General features: G+C 72.5%; 17 protein-coding genes and 2 pseudogenes. 10 read left to right on the top strand and 9 right to left on the bottom strand.

Going from position 1 to position 19,032, the window contains the following annotated elements; translation table 11 throughout:
* Nucleotides 1-20: 20 nt before the first annotated feature.
* Together E4F25_RS07360 and rpsU are read right to left on the bottom strand one after the other, a co-directional pair.
* The gene (locus E4F25_RS07360) at nucleotides 21-467 is read right to left on the bottom strand and encodes a GatB/YqeY domain-containing protein (RefSeq protein WP_140909515.1); all 447 of its coding nucleotides are present in this window, start codon (nucleotides 465-467) and stop codon (nucleotides 21-23) included.
* An 88-nt stretch (nucleotides 468-555) separates the two neighbouring features.
* Complete coding sequence (gene rpsU, locus E4F25_RS07355) at nucleotides 556-771, bottom strand: 30S ribosomal protein S21 (RefSeq protein ID WP_132328402.1); 216 nt, start codon at nucleotides 769-771, stop codon at nucleotides 556-558.
* 83 nt (nucleotides 772-854) lie between these two features.
* On the opposite strand from rpsU, the gene tsaD reads away from it, so the two are divergent.
* The 5 genes and pseudogenes from tsaD (at nucleotide 855) to E4F25_RS07330 (ending at nucleotide 5,103) form a co-directional block, all read left to right on the top strand.
* The gene (gene tsaD, locus E4F25_RS07350; RefSeq protein WP_140909514.1) at nucleotides 855-1,880 is read left to right on the top strand and encodes a tRNA (adenosine(37)-N6)-threonylcarbamoyltransferase complex transferase subunit TsaD; all 1,026 of its coding nucleotides are present in this window, start codon (nucleotides 855-857) and stop codon (nucleotides 1,878-1,880) included.
* A 10-nt stretch (nucleotides 1,881-1,890) separates the two neighbouring features.
* Nucleotides 1,891-2,241 (top strand): annotated as a pseudogene (folB, locus tag E4F25_RS07345) (dihydroneopterin aldolase); the annotation flags it as partial.
* A gap of 105 nt (nucleotides 2,242-2,346) precedes the next feature.
* Nucleotides 2,347-2,874: a 2-amino-4-hydroxy-6-hydroxymethyldihydropteridine diphosphokinase gene (folK, locus tag E4F25_RS07340; protein ID WP_140910376.1), complete on the top strand. Its 528-nt coding sequence runs from the start codon at nucleotides 2,347-2,349 to the stop codon at nucleotides 2,872-2,874.
* Between the two features lie 84 nt (nucleotides 2,875-2,958).
* The gene (locus E4F25_RS07335) at nucleotides 2,959-4,221 is read left to right on the top strand and encodes a mechanosensitive ion channel family protein (protein ID WP_140909513.1); all 1,263 of its coding nucleotides are present in this window, start codon (nucleotides 2,959-2,961) and stop codon (nucleotides 4,219-4,221) included.
* Nucleotides 4,222-4,254: 33 nt separating this feature from the next.
* A complete protein-coding gene (locus E4F25_RS07330) occupies nucleotides 4,255-5,103 on the top strand; it encodes a DUF6159 family protein (protein ID WP_140909512.1) in 849 nt (282 codons plus the stop codon).
* A gap of 29 nt (nucleotides 5,104-5,132) precedes the next feature.
* On the opposite strand, the gene E4F25_RS07325 is transcribed toward E4F25_RS07330, so the two are convergent.
* Nucleotides 5,133-5,873 carry a pteridine reductase gene (locus E4F25_RS07325; RefSeq protein WP_140909511.1) on the bottom strand — a complete coding sequence of 247 codons (741 nt, stop codon included), beginning with the start codon at nucleotides 5,871-5,873 and terminating at the stop codon, nucleotides 5,133-5,135.
* Between the two features lie 34 nt (nucleotides 5,874-5,907).
* Between E4F25_RS07325 and E4F25_RS07320 the strand changes: the two genes are divergently transcribed.
* Both E4F25_RS07320 and E4F25_RS07315 read left to right on the top strand, forming a co-directional pair.
* Nucleotides 5,908-7,092: a class I SAM-dependent methyltransferase gene (locus E4F25_RS07320; protein WP_181168237.1), complete on the top strand. Its 1,185-nt coding sequence runs from the start codon at nucleotides 5,908-5,910 to the stop codon at nucleotides 7,090-7,092.
* A complete protein-coding gene (locus E4F25_RS07315) occupies nucleotides 7,089-7,484 on the top strand; it encodes a VanZ family protein (protein WP_246069808.1) in 396 nt (131 codons plus the stop codon). Before E4F25_RS07320 ends, E4F25_RS07315 begins: the two co-directional genes overlap by 4 nt.
* 77 nt (nucleotides 7,485-7,561) lie before the next feature.
* Here E4F25_RS07315 and E4F25_RS07310 read toward each other — a convergent pair whose 3' ends face one another.
* The 6 genes and pseudogenes from E4F25_RS07310 to E4F25_RS07285 form a co-directional block, all read right to left on the bottom strand.
* Nucleotides 7,562-8,800 (bottom strand): multifunctional CCA addition/repair protein, encoded by a 1,239-nt coding sequence (locus E4F25_RS07310; protein ID WP_140910374.1) that lies wholly within the window; start codon nucleotides 8,798-8,800, stop codon nucleotides 7,562-7,564.
* A 46-nt stretch (nucleotides 8,801-8,846) separates the two neighbouring features.
* Nucleotides 8,847-10,793 (bottom strand): lytic transglycosylase domain-containing protein, encoded by a 1,947-nt coding sequence (locus tag E4F25_RS07305; RefSeq protein ID WP_140910373.1) that lies wholly within the window; start codon nucleotides 10,791-10,793, stop codon nucleotides 8,847-8,849.
* Between the two features lie 152 nt (nucleotides 10,794-10,945).
* A complete protein-coding gene (locus tag E4F25_RS07300) occupies nucleotides 10,946-11,713 on the bottom strand; it encodes an endonuclease/exonuclease/phosphatase family protein (RefSeq protein WP_140909509.1) in 768 nt (255 codons plus the stop codon).
* 4 nt (nucleotides 11,714-11,717) lie between these two features.
* Complete coding sequence (locus tag E4F25_RS07295) at nucleotides 11,718-12,557, bottom strand: thiol:disulfide interchange protein DsbA/DsbL (protein WP_140909508.1); 840 nt, start codon at nucleotides 12,555-12,557, stop codon at nucleotides 11,718-11,720.
* Nucleotides 12,558-12,616: 59 nt separating this feature from the next.
* Nucleotides 12,617-13,246 (bottom strand): thiol:disulfide interchange protein DsbA/DsbL, encoded by a 630-nt coding sequence (locus E4F25_RS07290; RefSeq protein WP_140909507.1) that lies wholly within the window; start codon nucleotides 13,244-13,246, stop codon nucleotides 12,617-12,619.
* Nucleotides 13,247-13,470: 224 nt separating this feature from the next.
* Nucleotides 13,471-14,277 (bottom strand): annotated as a pseudogene (locus tag E4F25_RS07285) (c-type cytochrome); the annotation flags it as partial.
* A 72-nt stretch (nucleotides 14,278-14,349) separates the two neighbouring features.
* Between E4F25_RS07285 and yihA the strand changes: the two are divergent.
* From yihA to E4F25_RS07270, 3 genes are read left to right on the top strand one after another with little or no spacing between them, the layout of a single operon-like run.
* Entirely contained in the window at nucleotides 14,350-14,988 is a 639-nt protein-coding gene (gene yihA / locus E4F25_RS07280; protein ID WP_140909505.1) for a ribosome biogenesis GTP-binding protein YihA/YsxC, read from the top strand.
* A gap of 57 nt (nucleotides 14,989-15,045) precedes the next feature.
* Nucleotides 15,046-16,413 carry a glutamate--cysteine ligase gene (locus E4F25_RS07275; protein ID WP_140909504.1) on the top strand — a complete coding sequence of 456 codons (1,368 nt, stop codon included), beginning with the start codon at nucleotides 15,046-15,048 and terminating at the stop codon, nucleotides 16,411-16,413.
* Complete coding sequence (locus E4F25_RS07270; protein ID WP_140909503.1) at nucleotides 16,413-19,016, top strand: phosphoenolpyruvate carboxylase; 2,604 nt, start codon at nucleotides 16,413-16,415, stop codon at nucleotides 19,014-19,016. Before E4F25_RS07275 ends, E4F25_RS07270 begins: the two co-directional genes overlap by 1 nt.
* The last annotated feature ends 16 nt before the right edge of the window (nucleotides 19,017-19,032 follow it).

Genomic DNA, 19,032 nt, shown 5'->3' with positions numbered 1-19,032 from the left:
GCTAGGATGCCCTACCGCGGTCAGCCTGACAGCCGCTGCTTCACCAGCTTCGAGACCTCGCCCATGTCGGCCTGGCCGGCGAGCTTCGGCTTGAGCACGCCCATCAGCTTGCCCATGTCGGCCGGGCCGCTGGCGCCGGTGGCGGCGACGGCCTCCTCGATCGCGGCCCGGATCGCGGCCTCGTCCAGCTTCTCGGGCAGGTAGGACTCGATCACCGCCATCTCGGCGCGCTCGATGTCGGCCAGGTCCTGGCGGCCGGCGGCGTCGTACTGGCTGATGGAGTCGCGGCGCTGCTTGACCATCTTCTCCAGCACGGCCAGCACCTGGGCGTCGTCGAGCTCGATGCGCTCGTCCACCTCGCGCTGCTTGATCGCGGCGTTGACCAGACGGATCACGCCGAGGCGAGCCTTGTCGCCGGCCTTCATGGCCGTCTTCATGTCTTCGGTGAGCTGCTGCTTGAGGGTCATGCTGGGGCTCCGGAAACAACGAAGGCCGGCGACGCGATGCGTGCCGGCCTTCGGGAATGCGTGGCGCTGGCCCGGACGGGCCGCGCGATCAGTACATCCGCTGGCGCTTGGTGACGTCGCGCGAGGTGCGGCGGGCCTGGCGCTTCACCGCGGCGGCGGCCTTGCGCTTGCGCTCCTGGGTCGGCTTCTCGTAGAACTCGCGCTTGCGGGTCTCGGCGAGCACGCCGGCCTTCTCGCAGGTGCGCTTGAAGCGACGGAGGGCAAACTCGAAAGGCTCGTTTTCGCGGACTTTGACGCTGGGCATCTGGTGGTCTCTGGTGGCTGGGCCGCCCTTTGGAAGGGGCGAGCCGCGTATGATAACGGGTGCCCCATGGAGCACGCAAGCGCTTGAAAGTCCTCGGCATCGAAACCTCCTGCGACGAAACCGGCGTGGCCGTCTACGACACCGCGCGGCCCGGCGCCGACGGCCTGCTGGCCCACGCCGTGTACAGCCAGGTGGCGCTGCACGCCGAGTACGGCGGGGTGGTGCCGGAGCTGGCCAGCCGCGACCACGTGCGCAAGCTGCTGCCGCTGGTGCGCCAGACCCTGGCCGAGGCCGGGCTGGCCACCGCGGACCTGGACGGGGTCGCCTATACCGCCGGTCCCGGACTGGTCGGGGCGCTGCTGGTCGGCGCCGGGGTGGCGCGCGCGCTGGCCTGGGGCTTGGACCTGCCGGCGGTGGCGGTGCACCACATGGAGGGCCACCTGCTGGCGCCGCTGCTCGAGGATCCGGACCTGGAGCCGCCTTTCGTGGCGTTGCTGGTGTCCGGCGGGCACACCCAGCTGGTCGCGGTCGAGGCGCTTGGCGCGTACCGGCTGCTCGGCGAGACCCTGGACGACGCCGCCGGGGAGGCGTTCGACAAGACCGCCAAGCTGATGGGGCTGCCGTACCCGGGCGGGCCGCAGCTCGCGCAGCTGGCCGAGCAAGGGACCCCGGGCGTGTACCGCTTCGCGCGGCCGATGACCGACCGGCCGGGGCTGGACTTCAGCTTCAGCGGGCTCAAGACCCAGGTGCTGCTGGCCTGGCAGGGCAGCGACCAGTCCGCGCAGACCCGCGCCGACATCGCGCGCGGCTTCGAGGACGCGGTGGTCGAGACCCTCGCGATCAAGTGCGAGCGCGCGCTGGACGCGGCCGGCTGCGACACCCTGGTGGTGGCCGGCGGCGTCGGCGCCAACAAGCGCCTGCGCGCGCGGCTGCAGGCGATGGCCGAATCGCGCGGCGGGCAGGTGCGGTTCCCGCGCCCGGCGCTGTGCACCGACAACGGCGCGATGATCGCCTTCGCCGGCGCGCTCCGGCTCGAGGCCGGGCAGCGCGCCGACGCCGCGGTGCGGGTGACCCCGCGCTGGGACATGGCCAGCCTCCCGGCCATGTAAAGTCCGCTCCATGGACAAGGTTTTCATCGAAGGGCTGGAGATCGAGGCGCTGATCGGCGTCTACGACTGGGAGCGCCGGATCCGGCAGCCGCTGCGGTTCGACCTCGAGATGGCGTTCGACAACCGCCGGCCCGCGGCCAGCGACGCGATCGCCGACACCCTCGACTACAAGGCGGTGAGCAAGCGTCTGATCGCGTTCGTCGGCGAGTCCTCGTACGAACTGGTCGAAACTCTCGCCGAGCAGTGCGCGCTGCTGGTGCTGCGCGAGTTCGGCGTCGAGCACCTGAAGCTCAAGCTGTCCAAGCCCGGCGCGGTGCGCGGCGCGGTCGCGGTCGGGGTGATGCTCGAGCGCAGCCGCGCCGACCTGCCGCCCGACGAACAGGTTGCCACCGAGGCCGCGCCGCCCGGCACCCCGGCCAGCTCGCCGGCCGCGGCGCGCGCACGCGTGGTGCTGCCGGCGGCGGCGATGCCGGCGCGCCGCGGCGCCAATCGCCTGCGCAAGGCGACCAGCCGCTGCTACCTGAGCCTGGGCAGCAACATCGAGCCGGAACAGAACCTGCGTTCCGCGGTGGCCGCGTTGCGCGAGCGCTTCGGCGAGGTCCAGGTGTCGCCGGTCTACCGCACCGCCGCAGTCGGCTTCCAGGGCCCGGACTTCCTCAACGCGATCGCGGTGCTGGACAGCGACATCCACCCGTTCGCGCTCAACGACTGGCTGCACGCGCTCGAGATCGCGCACGGCCGCGACCGCCGCGACGCCTCCTACAGCAACCGCCCGCTGGACGTGGACATCATCTACTTCGGCGAACTGGTGCTCGACGGCCCCGGCGACTTCCAGCTGCCGCGGCCCGAACTGCACCATGCGTTCGTGCTCAAGCCGCTGGCCGACGTCGCGCCCGACTTCGTGGATCCGATCCGCGGCGTGACCCTGGCGCGACTGTGGGCCGCGCACCCCGAGCACGACAGCCCGCCGCAGCAGGTGGACCTGGAACTGTAGGAGCGGCGCTAGCGCCGCGACCTGTTGCTGCGTGGGTCGCGGCGCGAGCGCCGCTCCTACAGGGTGAATTGTTACCCTGTCGCGATGGAATTCGATCTCCGCGCCCTCGCTTCCACCCCACTGTTCGCCGCCACCGGCCTGCTGATCGCGGCCTGGCTGGCCTGGTTCGTGTTCGGCCGCATCCTGCTGCGCGTGTTCACGCGGGTGGCCGAAGTCTCGCCGATGCACTGGGACGACGCCCTGGTCGAGCGGCGGGTGCCGCAGCGGGCGGCGTGGATCGTGCCGGCGGTGGTGGTGCTGGTCGGCCTCGCCTACGTGCAGGGGCTGCCCGAGTTCCTGGTGGTGGTGGTGCGCAACGTCGCGCTCGGCTGGATCGCGATCGCCGCCGCGCTGGTCCTCGGCGCCTTCCTCGACGCCATCAACGACGTCTACGTGCGCCACAGCCCGTCCGCGGCCGACCGCCCGATCAAGGGTTACCTACAGCTTTTGCAGATCGTCATCTGGGTGCTGGCCCTGATCCTGGTGGTGGCCGCGCTGATCAACAAGTCGCCGCTGGTACTGCTGACCGGCCTGGGCGCGATGACCGCGGTGCTGATGCTGGTGTTCAAGGACACGCTGCTGTCGCTGGTGGCGAGCCTGCAACTGGCGAGCAACGACATGCTGCGGGTCGGCGACTGGATCGAGATGCCGAGCCAGAACGCCGACGGCGACGTGATCGACATCAGCCTGCACACGGTCAAGGTGCAGAACTGGGACAAGACGATCAGCACCATCCCCACCCACCTGCTGATCAGCGAGAGCTTCCGCAACTGGCGCGGCATGACCGAGTCCGGCGGCCGCCGGATCAAGCGCGCGCTGCTGCTGGACCAGACCTCGGTGCGCTTCCTCGACCAGCAGGAGCGCCACAGGCTGCGCCGGATCGCGCTGATCGACGAGTACCTGGACAAGCAGAGCGCGGAGCTCGCCGCCTACAACGCCAAGCTCGAAGCGGCCGGCAAGGACCCGGTCAACAACCGCCGCGCGACCAACCTCGGCACCTTCCGCGCCTACGTCGTGGCCTACCTGCGCTCGCACCCGGGCGTGAACCAGGACATGACCCTGCTGGTGCGCCAGCGCGATCCGACCCCGCAGGGCATCCCGCTCGAGGTCTACTGCTTCTCCGCCGACGTGCGCTGGGCGCCCTACGAGAACCTGGCCGGCGACATCTTCGACCACCTGCTGGCGGTGCTGCCGGAGTTCGGGCTGCGGGTGTACCAGCAGCCGGGCAGCGGCGACGTCACCGAGGCGGTGGAGGGGATCACCGCCGCGCTGCGGCCCCCCACCCGCGAGCCCGGCGCCGGGGCATAATCGGGCTTCCTGCGACGGCAATGGGGATTGCTCATGGGGAAGTTCGCGCGTAGCTGGGCGCTGGCCAAGGCCAGCTTCGGTGTGTTGCGTTCCGACAAGGAACTGCTGGTGTTCCCGATGATCTCGGCGGTGGCGGTGGTGCTGGTGGTCGCCAGCTTCGCGCTGCCGGTGTTCGGGCTGGAGCTGTACCAGGGCCTCGCCAGCGACGACGGCGGGGTGGCGCCGCTCGGCTACCTGCTGGCGTTCGCGTTCTACCTGGTGCAGTACTTCGTGATCTTCTTCTTCAACACCGCGCTGGTCGGCGCGGCGATGATGCGGCTGGACGGCGGCGACCCGACGGTGGCCGACGGCCTGCGCATCGCCCGCTCCAAGTGGGTGCAGATCCTCGGCTACGCGGCCATCGCCGCCACCGTGGGCCTGCTGCTGCGCGCGATCGAGGAGCGCGCCGGCTTCGTCGGCCGGATCGTGGTCGGCCTGATCGGCGTCGCCTGGACGGTCGCCACCTTCCTCACCGTGCCGGTGCTGGTCGCCCGCGACGTCGGACCGGTGCAGGCGGTGAAGGAAAGCGCCTCGCTGCTCGGCCGCACCTGGGGCGAGAACCTGATCGGCAACGGCGGCCTCGGCCTGGTGATGTTCGTGCTGAACCTCGCCGTGGTCCTGGTGTTCGGCGCGCTGACGGTGGCGTTCGCGACCAACGGCGTGGCGGTGATGGCGGTGGCGATGGTGGTGCTGGGCGTGCTCGCGGTGCTGGCGCTCGCGCTGGTGCAGGCCGCGCTGTCGGGCATCTATTCGGCCGCGCTGTACCGCTTCGCGGTGATGGGCGACGCGCCGCAGGGCTTCGACGGCGTGCTGCTGCGCGAGGCCTTCCAGCGCAAGGTCTAGGCTTAGCGAGGCCGGGCGCTTGCCCGGCCCTACTTCAGCGAGCGCCCGCCATCGATGCGCAGGACCTCGCCGGTGGTGTAGCTGGCGCCGCGCAACAGCCAGCACACGGCCGAAGCCACTTCGTCCACCGTGCCGGTGCGCGCCAGCGGGGTCATCGCCAGCATGGCCTCGCGCTCGCCGCGGTCCTTGCCGCCCTCGGGCCACAGGATCGCGCCGGGGGCGACGGCGTTGACCCGCACCGCGGGCGCCAGCTCCAGCGCCAGCGCGCGGGTCATGTACAGCAGCGCCGCCTTGCCCATGCCGTAGACCGCGTGGCCGGGCAGCGGCCGGCGCTCGCCGTGGATGTCGGCGATGTTCACGATCGCGCCGCCGGTCCTGGCCAGGTGCGGCGCCGCCGCCTGCGAGAGGAAGAACGGCGCGCGCAGGTTGACCGCCGACAGCGCGTCCCACTGCGCCGGCGTGGTCTCGCCGAACGGGGTCGGGAAGAACGCCGAGGCGTTGTTGACCAGCGCATCCATCCGGCCGAACTGCCCGACCGTCCGCGCCACCAGTTCCGGGAGCCGGTCGAACTCGGCCAGGTCGGCCTGCAGCAGCAGGGTGCTGCCCGGGCGGGCGGTTTCCAGTTCCTCGACCAGCACGCGCGCGTCCTCGCCGGAGGCGCGGTAGTGCAGGGCGATGGCGTAGCCCTCGCGGTGCAGGCGGCGGGCGATGGCGGCACCGATGCGGCGCGCGGCGCCGGTGACCAGGGCAACGGGTTGGGTGGCGCTCATCGGCGGCTCCCTCGGTGCGGCTATGCTGCGCATTATGTCCGCATTGCCCCCACCCGACGCCGACGCGCTCGAGCACAGCGCCCGGCTTGCCCGGCACATCCAGTCGCAGGTGCTCGCCGCCGGCGGCGCGATCCCGTTCTCGCGCTTCATGGAACTGTGCCTGTACACCCCCGGGCTCGGCTACTACAGCGCCGGCGCGTCCAAGTTCGGCGAGGCCGGCGACTTCGTGACCGCGCCCGAGCTCGGGCCCCTGTTCGCCGCCTGCACCGCCGACGCGATCGCGCCGGTGATCCGGCAGCTCGGGCCGGAGGCCCAGATCGTCGAGCTGGGCGGCGGCAGCGGCGCGTTCGCCGAGGTCGCGCTGAAGCGGCTGCTGGCGCTCGACGCGCTGCCGGCGCGCTACGCGATCCTCGAGCCGAGCGCGGACCTGCGCCAGCGCCAGCAGGAACGGCTGCGCGAAAACCTCAACCCGCTGCTCGGCGAACTGGTGGAATGGATCGACGGCCCGCCGGAAGCGCAATGGGACGGCGTGCTGTTCGCCAACGAGGTGATCGACGCGCTGCCGACCCCGCGCTTCACCCTGCGCGGCGGCGAGGTGTTCGAGGAGCACGTGGCGCTGGACGGCGAAGGCCGCTTCGTGCGCGACGACCGCCCGGCCGACCCGCTGCTGACGGCGGCGGTGCGCCACGTCGAGCGCCAGCTCGAGGCGCCGTTCGCGGACGGTTACCGCTCGGAACTGCTGCCGCAGTTGCCGTACTGGCTGCAGGCGGTGGCCGGCGGGCTGCGCAGCGGGGCGATGCTGTTCGTGGACTACGGTTACGCGCGGCGCGAGTACTACAACCCGCAACGCAGCGACGGCACCGTGCGCGCGTTCCGCCGCCACCACCTGGTGCCGGACGTGCTCGCCTATCCGGGCTTGCAGGACATCACCGCCTCGGTGGACTTCACCGCGCTGGCGGAAGCCGGCACCGGCGCAGGCTTCGACTTCTCCGGCTACTGCAACCAGGCCAGCTTCCTGATCGGCAACGGCCTCGAGCAGCGGCTGGCCGAGGCCGAAGCGAAGGCGCGCGACGAGGCCGGCCGTTATCGCCTGCGCCAGGAAGCCAAGCGCCTGACCCTTCCCGGCGAGATGGGTGAGCGCTTCCAGGCCATGGGCTTCGCGCGCGACGTCGAGTTCGGGGTCGCGTTCCTGGCCGGCGACCTGAGCCATCGCCTGTGAGTGGCGCCGCCTGGGTCAAGCCGCTGCGCCGGCGGCGCACCTGGCTGGCGATGTGGTGGCTGGCGATCGCGACCGTGGTGCTGGCCTGCCTGTTGCCGGGCAGCGACCTGCCCAGCATCCCGGTCAGCGACAAGCTCGAGCACGCGCTCGCGTTCTTCGCGCTGTCGGCGTCGGCGGTGCAGCTCTTCCGGCGCGGAATGCCGCTGCTGCTGGTCGCCGGCGGCCTGCTGCTGCTCGGCGCGGCGATCGAGATCGCGCAGCACCTGTTCACCACCTCGCGGGCGATGGAACTCGGCGACCTGGTTGCCGATGCGCTCGGGATCGCGGCCGGGCTGGCCACCGCCTGGACCCCGCTCGGCGATCTCCTGCTGAAGCTCGACCGCCCGGTGTAGGAGCGGCGCTGGCGCCGCGACCGGGGAAGGGCTCGCCGCCATGGCGGCTCCCACGGGTCGCGGCGCTAGCGCCGCTCCTACAGGGTGCGGGCTTCGTGGATCGCGGCGATGCGCGCCTTGCGCAGGGCGGCGCCGAGCGCGGGGCCTTCCAGCGTGCGGCCCTCGGGCAGCGCCGCGAGCACATCGCCGGCGCGCACCGCGGCCGCCGCCTCGAGCAGGCGCAGCAGTTCCGGCCCCTGCGGGTAGGCGTCGTCGCGGTGCCCGGTGCGGCCGCGCTTGTCGGCCTCGCACACCAGCGCGAGCTGCGCGATGCGCCCGGGCTGGCGGAAGCCGTCGCAGCGCGCCAGCAGGTCGTGCACGGTGTCGTCGCGCAGTTCCGCCAGGCGGTGCACGTTGAGGTGTTCGCGGCAGGCGACCTCGGCCAGCCGGCGGTGCGCGACCGGCACCTTCAGCCGCTCGCACAGTTCGCCCAGCGGCTTCAGCCCGGCGTGCTCGTGGCCCAGGTGCCGGGGCAGCACGTGCGCCGGCGTACGCGCCTTGCCGAGGTCGTGCACGAGCGCGGCGAAGCCGACCACGTCGTCGCCTGGCGCGAGCTCCGCGGCCATGTCGCAGACCAGTTCGACGTGCACGCCGGTGTCCACCTCCGGGTGGAACTCGGCGCGTTGCGGCACGCCGTACAGCGCATCCACCTCGGGCAGGACCACGGCCAGCGCGCCGCACTCGCGGAGCGTGCGCAGGAAGGCCGACGGCGCCTTGCTGGCGAGCGCGCGCACCAGCTCCTGCCACACGCGCTCGGGCACCAGTTCGGCGAGCTCGCCGGATTCGGCCATCGCGCGCATCAGCGCCATGGTCTCGTCGGCGACGCGGAAGCCGAGCGGCGCGAAGCGCGCCATGAAGCGCGCCGCGCGCAGCACGCGCAGCGGGTCCTCGGCGAAGGCCGGGCCGACGTGGCGCAACACGCGCGCCTCGATGTCGGCGACGCCGCCGAACGGATCCACCAGCGTGCCGTCGGGGCGACGCGCGATCGCGTTGATGGTGAAGTCGCGCCGGGCGAGATCCTGTTCCAGCGTCACCGAGGGATCGGCGTCCACCACGAAGCCGCGATGGCCGCGTCCGGACTTGCGCTCGGTGCGCGCCAGCGCGTACTCCTCCTGCGTCTGCGGATGCAGGAACACGGGGAAATCGCGGCCGACCGCGCGGAAGCCGCGGTCGCGCATCGCCTGCGGCGTCTGCCCGACCACCACCCAGTCGCGGTCGCCGCCGGCGATGCCGAGCAGGGCGTCGCGTACCGCGCCGCCGACGAGGTAGACCTCGATGCCGTCCATGCTGGCGATCATGCCATGGGGCCCGCGCGCGCCCGGCTCAGGGCGCGGTGGCGAGCGGGCAGGTGAAGCCCTTTCGGGGTGCCTGCGTGCCGTTCATGCGCGCGCTCAGCGGCAGCGCGTTGCCGTTGAGGCGCCAGTCGTAGATCGTGCTGAAGGCGAGCACGCGGGCGACGTAGTCGCGGGTCTCGCCGTAGCTGATGGTCTCGATCCAGAAGTCGGGATCCATGTTGGGCCGCTGTTCCTGCCAGCGCAGCAGCGGCCGCGGCCCGGCGTTGTAGCCGGCGATCGCGAAGTAGGGCTTGCCGCCGTAGCGGTCGAGCACCTTGCGCAGGTAGGCGGTGCCGAGGGCGATGTTGGTGTCCGGGTCGTACAGCGATTCCGCGCCCTTCCACGGCAGCCCCAGGCGGCGCGCCTCCTCGGCGCCGGTCGTCGGCAGCACCTGCATCAGCCCGCGCGCGTTGGCCGGCGAACGTGCCTTCGGATCGAACACGCTCTCGGCGCGGATCTCGGCCGCGACCCAGGCCGGGTCGAGTCCGTGTTTCGCGGCCTCGCGGCGGATGGTGTCGTCGTGGTGCAGCGGGAAGCGCAGCTGGTACAGGCGCTGCTCCTCCGGGGTGCGGCCGAGGCCGAACACCGCGCGGTCGAACCAGCCGTGGTCGAGCGCGACCGCGACCGCGAGCCGGCGCTGGCGATCGTCGAAGCGCGACAGCGCGTCCTGCCATTCACGGACAGCCCACGCCTTGCGGTCGGCGGCGTGCAGCAACAGTGCGCGCGCCAGCGACGGGTCCGCGGACACGCCCGCCTTCGCCTCGGCGCTTACGTCCGGCAGCCACGGGCACAGCGTGTACGGCGCATCGATGCGGTCGGCCGCGAGGAAGCCATGGAACTCCGGCTTGCCGGCGGCCAGCCGGTAGGCGGCCTGCGCCGCGGCGCTGTCGCCACCGGTCAGTTCGAGCAGCCGGCCCTCGAAGTAGGCCCAGTGCGAATCCTCCCGCTGCTTCTGCGGCATGCGCCGGATCGCTTCCAGCGCGCCCTTCCAGTCCGAGCGCGCGAGCGCCTCGCGCACCTGCCATTCGTGCAGGCGTCCGTCGTAGGAGGACGCCGGCACCGCCGCCAGCCGGCGCGCGGATTCGGGCAGGTAGGAAGCCGCGCTCCACAACGCCACCTGGTAAAGCACGCGGCCGCGTTCGGCCTCGGTGAACCCGAGCGCGTCGGCGACGCCCGGCAGCAGGCGTTCGGCTGCCGCGGGATCGGCCTTGCCGAGCTTGGCCAGCGCCTGCGACGCGACCTCGCGGCTGCGCGCGGTCTTCGGCCATTGCGACACGCTCGCGGACGGCTGGTCCATGTACGCCGCATAGGTGTTGCCGAGCGCCGCCTGGTCGCCGGGCAGGCCCTTCGTGGCGACGCGCATCACCGGCGCGTTCCACTCCGCCACCGCCTTGTCGAAGCGCTGCCAGCGCAGCTCCGGGGTCAGCGCGCCGCGCACGTCGAGCGCGGCGAACACCGGGTCGCAGGCGTCGGGCAGCGACTTGCCGCTGCCGGTCCACACCGCCTGCGCGTCGCGCACCCACTGCGCGTCGTCGGCGCCGGTCCGCAGCCGCGCCTGCAGCTCGGTGCAGCGCAGTTCGGTGCTTTCGATCGCGGGCGACCACGCGGCGCGGAACGCGGTCCACTCGTTGCGCCGCGCCAGCGACGCCAGCCAGTCGGCGCGGAAGGCCTCGGCCACCGGCTTGCCGCGGTGGCGCGCGAGGAAGGCCTCGCCGCGCGCCACCGGCAGCGTGTCGAGGTCGCGGCGCAGCGCCGAGTACTCGATCCAGCCCTGCACCGGTGTCTGCAATGCCTGCGCGCGCGTTGCGTCGAGTTCGCCGCGCTCGGCGGAGGCGATCGCCGCGGCAACCTCGCCCGGCGTCATCGGCTGCGCGCGTTCGGCGGCGGTCGCGGGCAGCAGTGGCAGGCCCGCCAGGAGCATTCCCGCCAAGAGCATGCCCGCCAAAAGCAGCGGCGACAGCAGGGAGGCCAGCGGCAGGCGTGCGGTGGGAGCGCGCGTCGTGCTCATCGTGGTCATCGCGAAGTGAAGGGGGTGCGCCCGACTATAGCGGCGCAGGGGTGAACGCAATTTTTGCGCGCCGGGGCCGCTCAGGCCGCGCGCAACGCTTCCCGCGGCACGTCGAGCTCGATGGACAGCGCCAGGTGGTCGGATGCGGCCGCCGGCATGGCCTGCATGCGGTCCAGTTGCAATCCGCTGCTGACCAGGATGTGGTCGATGGCGCGGTTCGGTCGCCAGCTCGGGAAGGTCGGCACGCACACCGACGGCGGCTGCAGCCGGGTGCGCTTGTACAGCAGCTCCATCTCCGGCCGGTCCGGCACGCAGTTGAAGTCGCCCATCAGCACCGCGTTGGGATGGTCGCTGAGCAGCTCGCCGATGAAGGCCAGCTGCGCCCGGCGCGAGGTCGAGCCCAGCGACAGGTGCGCGATGGCCACGGTCAGCCCGGCCTCGCCATCGCCGAAGCGCGCCATCAGCACGCCGCGGCCGGCGATGCGCCCGGGCAGCGGATGGTCCACCACTTCCACCGGCTCCAGCTTGCTGAGCAGGCCGTTGGCGCTGGAGGCGAGGCCGCCGACGCTGCGGTTGGGCTGGTGGCTCCAGTAGTCGAAGCCGCCGCGCTGGGCGAGGTAGTGGGTCTGGTTGGTAAAGCCCGAGCGCAGGCTGCCGGGGTCGGCCTCCTGCAGGCCGACGATGTCGTGCGCGCCGGCGAGCCGGGCGATCTGGTCCAGCGCGACCCGCTTGTTGCCCGCCGGCAGCACGTGCGACCAGCTGCGTGCGACGTAGTCGCCGTAACCGCGCGTGCTGGAGCCGGCCTGGATGTTCGCGCTGAGCAGCTTCAGCCGGCGGGTGTCGCCCATGGCATTACCGCGCCGCGCGCTCGCGCGCGACCAGCGCATCGGTGACGCGGGCGATGTCCTGGTAGCTCTTGCGCGTGGTCACCATGTACTTGCCGTTGACCAGGATCGTCGGCGTGCCGCCGACCCGCTCGCGGATCAGGTACTGGGTGGCGCGCTTGAGCTTGGCGTCGGTGGCGAAGCTGTTCATGTCGGCCAGGAAACGGTCCGGATCGGCGCCGTACTTGGCGTAGAACTCGGCGACCTTGCGCGCGTCCGGTTTCTGGCCCTCGCCGGGCAGGCTGCGCGCGACGTGGATGGCATGGAACAGGTCGGTGTGGCTGTCGTCGGCGATGCCCATGGCGTCGGCGACGATGAAGGCGCGCGCGTACGGCTCCCACTGCGCGTTGAACGAGGCCGGCACGTAGGTCACGCGCACGTCGTCGGCGGCGCTGGCCGCCCAGGTGCTGAACACCGGCTCGAAGCGCGCGCAGGCCGGGCAGATGTAGCTGAACACCTCGACGACTTCGACCTTGCCGTTGAGCGGCTCGTACGGCTGGCCGCCGGGGATCACCTCGTAGTCCACGCCTTCGACCAGGCCGTCGGCCGCGACCGGTGCGTCGTTCGTCGGCGTCTCGGCCGGGGTCGCGGCCGGAGCGGCGTCGGTGCCGGCCGTTTCGCCGGCGGGCAGCTGCGCGCCTTCGGCGGCGGCAGCGGAGGCGGCGGCGGCCTGCGCGGCTTCGCTGGGGCCGGCGTCGGCAGTGGCGGCGCCCGGGCCAGCGGCGTCCGCGCCCTCGGCGTCGGCGGGGGCGTTCTGGCTGCAGGCGACGAGCAGCAGCAGCGGCAGCAGGAGGAGGGATCGCTTCATGGGCTTGGCTCCGCGGAACTGGAAATGGGGTTGGGGACCGGGCTTCTCAATGGCGTTCGTCAATGGCGCCCGGCGCGCAGCTTCGCGACCAGCGCGTCGGCGATGCGCAGGGCGTCGGCGTGGCTGGACGGGGTGATCACGTAACGGCCGTTGACCACCAGGGTCGGGGTGCCAGGCAGGCGGATGCCGAGCGCGAACTCGCGCGCGTGGCGCACCTTCGCTTCGACCTCGGGCGACAGCATGCGCACCTTCATCCGGGTCGCGTCCATGCCGTGCTGGCCGTAGAACCAGGCCAGCTCGGCGGCGCTGGCGTTGTGCGCGAGCAGGCGCTCGTCGTGCACGGCGCGGAACAGCGCGTCGTGGGTGCGGCCCAGCGCGCCTTCCTCCTCGGCCACGAAGAACGCCCGCGCCCAGGTCTCGCCGGGCCCGAAGGGGGCCGGCACGTAGGTCACGCGGACGTCGTCGGGCTGGCGCGCCGCCCAGGCACCGAAGGCCGGCTGGAAGTCGGCGCAGTGCGGGCAGGTGTAGGCGAAGACCTCGACCACCTCGACCTTGCCCTCGAGCGGCCGGTAGGGCTGGCCGCCCTCGACGAGGACGTAGTCACGGCCCTCGACCAGGGCCGACGGCGCGTCGGCGGCGCAGGCCGCCATCGGCAGCGCCAGGCAGAGCAGGGCGATCAGCAACTTCATGCGCGCGCAGGCCATCGACACCATTCCGGCAGGTCCAGCGCGCCATGGTAGCGGGCCGCGCCCGCGGCGACTCACGGCTCGACGGATTCGGCGTCGGCCTGTTCAGCGTCGGTCTGCCCGGCCTCGGTGGGCGCGTCCGTCGCCGGCGTGGCGGCGGCATCGCCTTCGGCGGCTTCGCCCTCGGCGGTATCGGTGGTCACGGCTTCGTCGCCAGCCGGGGCGACCGGCGCACTGGCGGGGGTCGCGGCGCTGGCCACGACCACGTCGGTGCGCGCGTGCAGGCCCTGCAGGTAGCTGGCCAGGGACTGGATCTCCTGGTCGGTCAGCTCGGCGGCGACCTTCGCCATGATCTGGAACTGCGGGTTGTCGGCGAGCGGACCGGTGCCGGAGCGGAACTCCTCGAGCCGGCGCGCGGCGTAGCCGGAGTTCTGGCCGCCCACGTTCGGGTAGGCCGGGCCCGGGTTGCCGGCGCCGGTCGGGCCGTGGCACGCCATGCACGCGGGGATGCCGCGCTCGAAGTCGCCGCCGCGGTAGAGCTGCTCGCCCACCTGGTAGAACTTCATGCCGTCGTACGGGCCGCCGGCGATCACGGTGTCGTCGGCGATGCCGGCGCCCGGGTTCTGCTGCGCGAAGTACGCGCCCACGTCGCGCATGTCCTGCGGCGACAGCATGGTCGCGAACGGGATCATCACCGCGGCCATGCCGCTGGTGCGCTGGTTGGCCTTGAACAGGGCCAGCTGCTCGGCGATGTAGCGCTCGGGCATGCCGGCCAGGCGCGGGTACTGCGGGTCGCTCGGGTTGCCGTCGACGCCATGGCAGGCGGCGCAGGCCGCGGCCTTGGTGGCGCCGGCCTTGGCGTCGCCCCAGGTGGTCGCCGACAGGTCGGCCGGGGCCGCGTCGAGCGGCGCGGCTTCCACCGGCGCGTTGTCCGGCAGCGGCGTCACCGTGGTCTCGGTGGTCTGGGCGTAGGCGACGGCGGCCATCGCGACGGTGGCGAGGGCAGCGATTCCGTAGGCGCGGGCGTGGCGCATGCAAAGCTCCAGGAACACGTGGGACGGCGCGCCGGGCGCGACCGCATAGACGCAGAATTATATGCTAGCCGGATGGCCGTCCCCAATCCCCTCGCCCGCGCCGACTACCTGCTGGCCGCGCACAACCATCGCCAGTTGCCGCCGGACGGCGGTTTCGAGGTCGCTTTCGCCGGCCGTTCCAACGCCGGCAAGTCCAGTGCCCTCAACGCCCTGTGCCAGCGCAACGCGCTCGCGCGGGTGTCGAAGACGCCGGGCCGCACCCAGCAGCTGGTCTATTTCGACGTGACCCCGCCGGGCACGGACCGCGAGGCCCGGCCGGAGGCGGCCCGCTACCTGGTGGACCTGCCCGGCTACGGCTACGCCAAGGTGCCGCAGGACCTGCAGGCCCACTGGCAGCAGTTCCTCGACGGCTGGTTCGGCAGCCGCCAGGCGCTGCGCGGGCTGGTGGTGGTGATGGACATCCGCCATCCGCTGAAGGACTACGACCGCCAGATGATCGGCTACGCCGTCCGGCGCGGCCTGCCCGCGCACGCATTGCTGACCAAGGCCGACAAGCTCGGCCGCGGCGCCGCCGGCAACACCGTACTGGCGGTGCGCAAGGAACTCGCCGCCGCCTACGGCGACACCGTCAGCGTGCAGGCCTTCTCCGGCGAGTCGAAGCAGGGCGTCGAGGAAGCCCGCGCCGTCGTCTCCCGCTGGCTGGACCTGTAGGAGCGGCGCTGGCGCCGCGACCGGCTCCGGCGGCGCGCGCGGCACTACAATCGCCGAATGTCGAGTCCCAGCAACGTTGCCGAATCCCCGATCGCCGATCGCCGGGAACTGATCGAGTACATCGCCGCCGGCGAGCGCGCCCGCGACGACTGGCGCATCGGCACCGAGCACGAGAAGTTCGGCTTCCGCTTCGACGACCTGCGCCCGCCCGAATTCGACGGCGAGCGCGGCATCGAAGCCCTGCTCAAGGGCCTGGTGCGCTTCGGCTGGGACCCCGTGGAGGAGAACGGCCGCGTGATCGCCCTGACCCGCGGCGACGGTGCCTCGGTCACGCTCGAACCCGCCGGCCAGTTCGAACTGTCCGGCGCCCAGCTGCGTTCCATCCACGAGACCTGCCGCGAGGTCGGCAGCCACCTGCTCGAGGTCAAGACCGTCGCCGACGACCTGCGCCTGGGCTTCCTCGGCATGGGCTTCCAGCCCAAGTGGTCGCGCGCCGACATGCCGTGGATGCCCAAGGGCCGCTACAGGATCATGCGCGCCTACATGCCGAAGGTCGGCAAGCTCGGACTCGACATGATGACCCGCACCTGCACCGTGCAGGTCAACCTCGACTTCAGCAGCGAAGCGGACATGGTGCGCAAGTTCCGCGTGTCGCTGGCGCTGCAGCCGGTGGCGACCGCGCTGTTCGCCGACTCGCCGTTCACCGAAGGCAAGCCCAACGGCTTCCTCAGCTACCGCTCGCACATCTGGACCGACACCGATCCCGACCGCACCGGGATGCTCGACTTCGTGTTCGAGGACGGCTTCGGCTACGAGCGCTACGTGGACTACATCCTCGACGTGCCGATGTACTTCGCGTACCGCAACGGCGACTACGTGGACCTGTCCGGGCAGTCCTTCCGGCGCTTCATGGACCGCGGCCTCGACGCGCTGCCGGGCGAGCGCCCGACGCTGCGCGACTGGACCGACCACATGACCACCGCCTTCCCCGAGGTGCGGCTGAAGCGCTTCCTGGAGATGCGCGGCGCCGACGGCGGCCCGTGGAACCGGCTGTGCGCGCTGCCGGCGTTCTGGGTCGGCCTGCTGTACGACGACGCGTCGCTGGACGCGGCCTGGGACCTGGTGAAGGACTTCAGCATGGAGGAGCGCCATGCTCTGCGCGACGGGGTGCCCAGGCACGCGCTCAAGCTGCCGTTCCGCGGCGGCACCGTGCGCGACCTGGCCCAGCGCGCGCTGGAGATCTCCGCCGCCGGCCTGCAGCGGCGCGCGCGCGTCAACGCCAACGGCGCCGACGAGCGCATCTTCCTCACCCCGCTGATGGAATTCGCCGACGCCAACGAAACGCCGGCCGAGCGCAAGCTCTCACTGTTCCATGGCGACTGGAATGGCAACATCGACCCGGTGTTCCAGGAGTTCGCCTACTGATGGCGTTGCGCGAGGTCGAGTTCGCCCCCACCGACGCGTTGCTGCGCGACGACGTGCGGCGCCTCGGCGCGATGGTGGGCGGGATGCTCGCCGAGCAGCAGTCGCCGGGATTCCTCGAGCTGGTGGAAGCGGTCCGCAAGGCCGCCATCGCCCGGCGCGAGGAGGGCGCGCCGGTGTCGGCGCTGGCCGAACGCCTCGCGGAGGTGCCGGCTGCCGACGTGGACGCGCTGGTGCGTGCCTTCGCCGCCTATTTCGGCGCCACCAACCTGGCCGAGCGCGTGCACCGCATCCGCCGCCGGCGCGACCACCAGCGCAATGGCGACACACCCCAGCCCGGCGGGCTGGAAGCGGTGCTGGGCGAACTGCGCGCGGCCGGCGTCAGCCTCGACGAGCTGCGCGCGCTGCTGCCGCGGCTCTGCATCGAGCCGGTGTTCACCGCGCACCCGACCGAGGTCGTGCGCCGCGCGCTGCTCGACAAGGAACACACCATCGTCGAGCGCCTGGTCGCCGACATCGATCGCGGGCGCACCCCGGACGAGCGCCGCGCCGACGAGGCGCGCATGCGGCTGGCGCTGACCTCGGCCTGGCAGACCTCGGACGCGCCGCCGCGCAAGCCGACCGTGGCCGACGAGGTCGAGCACGTCGGCTTCTACCTGTCCAAGGTGCTGTTCCGCGCGCTGCCGGTGTTCCTCGAAGGCTTCGCCGACGCGATCGAAGCCGTGTACGGCGAACGCGTCGAGGTGCCGGAGCTCCTGCGCTTCGGCACCTGGGTCGGCGGCGACATGGACGGCAACCCGAACGTCGGCGCCGACACCATGCGCGAGGCGCTGCAGGCCCAACGCGCGCTGGCGCTGGCCCAGTACCGGCGCGACGTGCGCGCGCTCGGCGCGGTGCTGACCCAGACCCTCGGCCGCGCAGGCATCGACGGCGCGGTGCTGGAGCGGGTGGACGCCTACTCGCACGAGTGGCCGGAGGTGGTGGCCGCGTTCAACCCGCGCTGGGCCGACATGCCCTACCGCCTGCTGCTCGAGCTCGTGGAGGCGCGCCTGGCCGCGACCGCGGCCGACGACGCGCGCGGCTACGACGGCGTCGCCGGTTTCATCGCCGACCTCGAATGTATCGACGCCAGCCTGCGCGCGCATCGCGGCGAGCATGCCGGCCGCTTCGCGGTACAGCGCCTGTTGCGACGCGTGCGCAGCTTCGGCTTCCACCTCGCGGCGCTCGACCTGCGCCAGGATTCGGCGGTGCACGAGGAGGCGCTGGCCGGCGGCGAGGCGCGCGAGCCGACGCTCGCGGTCTTCCGCGAGGCCCAGGCGCTGCGCCGCAGCCACGGCGCCGGCGCGATCGGCCTGTACATCATCAGCATGGCGCGCAGCGCAGCCGACGCGCGCGCGGTGCTCGAACTCGCGCGCCAGGGTGGCTGCGTGGAGGACGACGGCAGCGTGCCGCTGGACGTGGCGCCGCTGTTCGAGACCGTGGACGACCTCGAGGCCGCGCCCCGGGTGATGCGCGAGCTGTTCGGGGACGCGACCTACCGCGCCCACCTGGCCCGGCGCGGCGAGCGCCAGGTGGTGATGCTCGGCTATTCCGACAGCGCCAAGGACGGCGGCCTGCTGGCCTCGCGCTGGGCGCTGCAGCGCACCCAGATCGCGCTCACCGCCCTGGCCCACGAATCCGGCGTGCGGATCGTGTTCTTCCATGGCCGCGGCGGCTCGGTCAGCCGCGGCGGCGGCAAGACCGGGCGCGCGGTGCTCGCGTCGCCGCCCGGCTCGGTGGACGGCACCCTGCGCGTGACCGAGCAGGGCGAGGTCATCCACCGCAAGTACGGCATCCGCGCGCTGGCGATCCGCAACCTCGAGCAGGCCACTGCGGCGGTGCTGCAGGCGACGCTGCGCCCGCGTCCGCCGCATGCGGACGAACGCCGCTGGCACGAAATCGCCACGGACCTGGCGCAGGCCGGGCGCGCGCACTACCGCGCCCTGGTCTACGACGACCCGCGCTTCGACGACTACTTCCGCGCCGCCACCCCGATCGACGTGATCGAGCGCCTGCACATCGGCTCGCGCCCGGCGCGCCGCCGCAACGCCGGCATCCGCGGCCTGCGCGCGATCCCGTGGGTGTTCTCGTGGGCGCAGAACCGGTCCGGGCTGACCGCGTGGTACGGCGTCGGCAGCGCGCTGCAGGCCGGCGTGGACAGGCACGGCTTCGAGGCGATGTCTGCGATGGCGCGCGAGTGGCCATTCTTCGCCACGCTGCTGGACGACCTCGAGATGACGCTGGCCAAGTCCGACCCCGGCATCTTCGAGTGCTACTCGCGCCTCGCCGGCGAGCTGCACGGCGCGCTCCATCCCGGCATCGCCGCCGAGTTCGAACGCACCCGCGAGCTGGTGCTGGCCCTGCGCGGCGAGGACGAACTGCTGGCCGGCGACCCGCGCCTGCGCCTCTCGATCCGCCTGCGCAACCCGTACGTGGACCCGATCAGCCTGCTGCAGGTGGACCTGCTGCGGCGCTGGCGCGAAGGCGGCCGCGAGGACGACGCCCTCCTCGAAGCCCTCTACTCCACCGTCAACGGCATCGCCGCCGGCATCCAGAACACTGGCTGAGCCGGACTGTCGCGGT

It is taken from the genome of Cognatiluteimonas lumbrici, assembly GCF_006476065.1.
Lineage (GTDB): Bacteria > Pseudomonadota > Gammaproteobacteria > Xanthomonadales > Xanthomonadaceae > Cognatiluteimonas > Cognatiluteimonas lumbrici.
The sequence above is the reverse complement of the archived record's forward strand: the minus strand, read 5'-3'. Positions and strand labels throughout refer to the sequence as shown.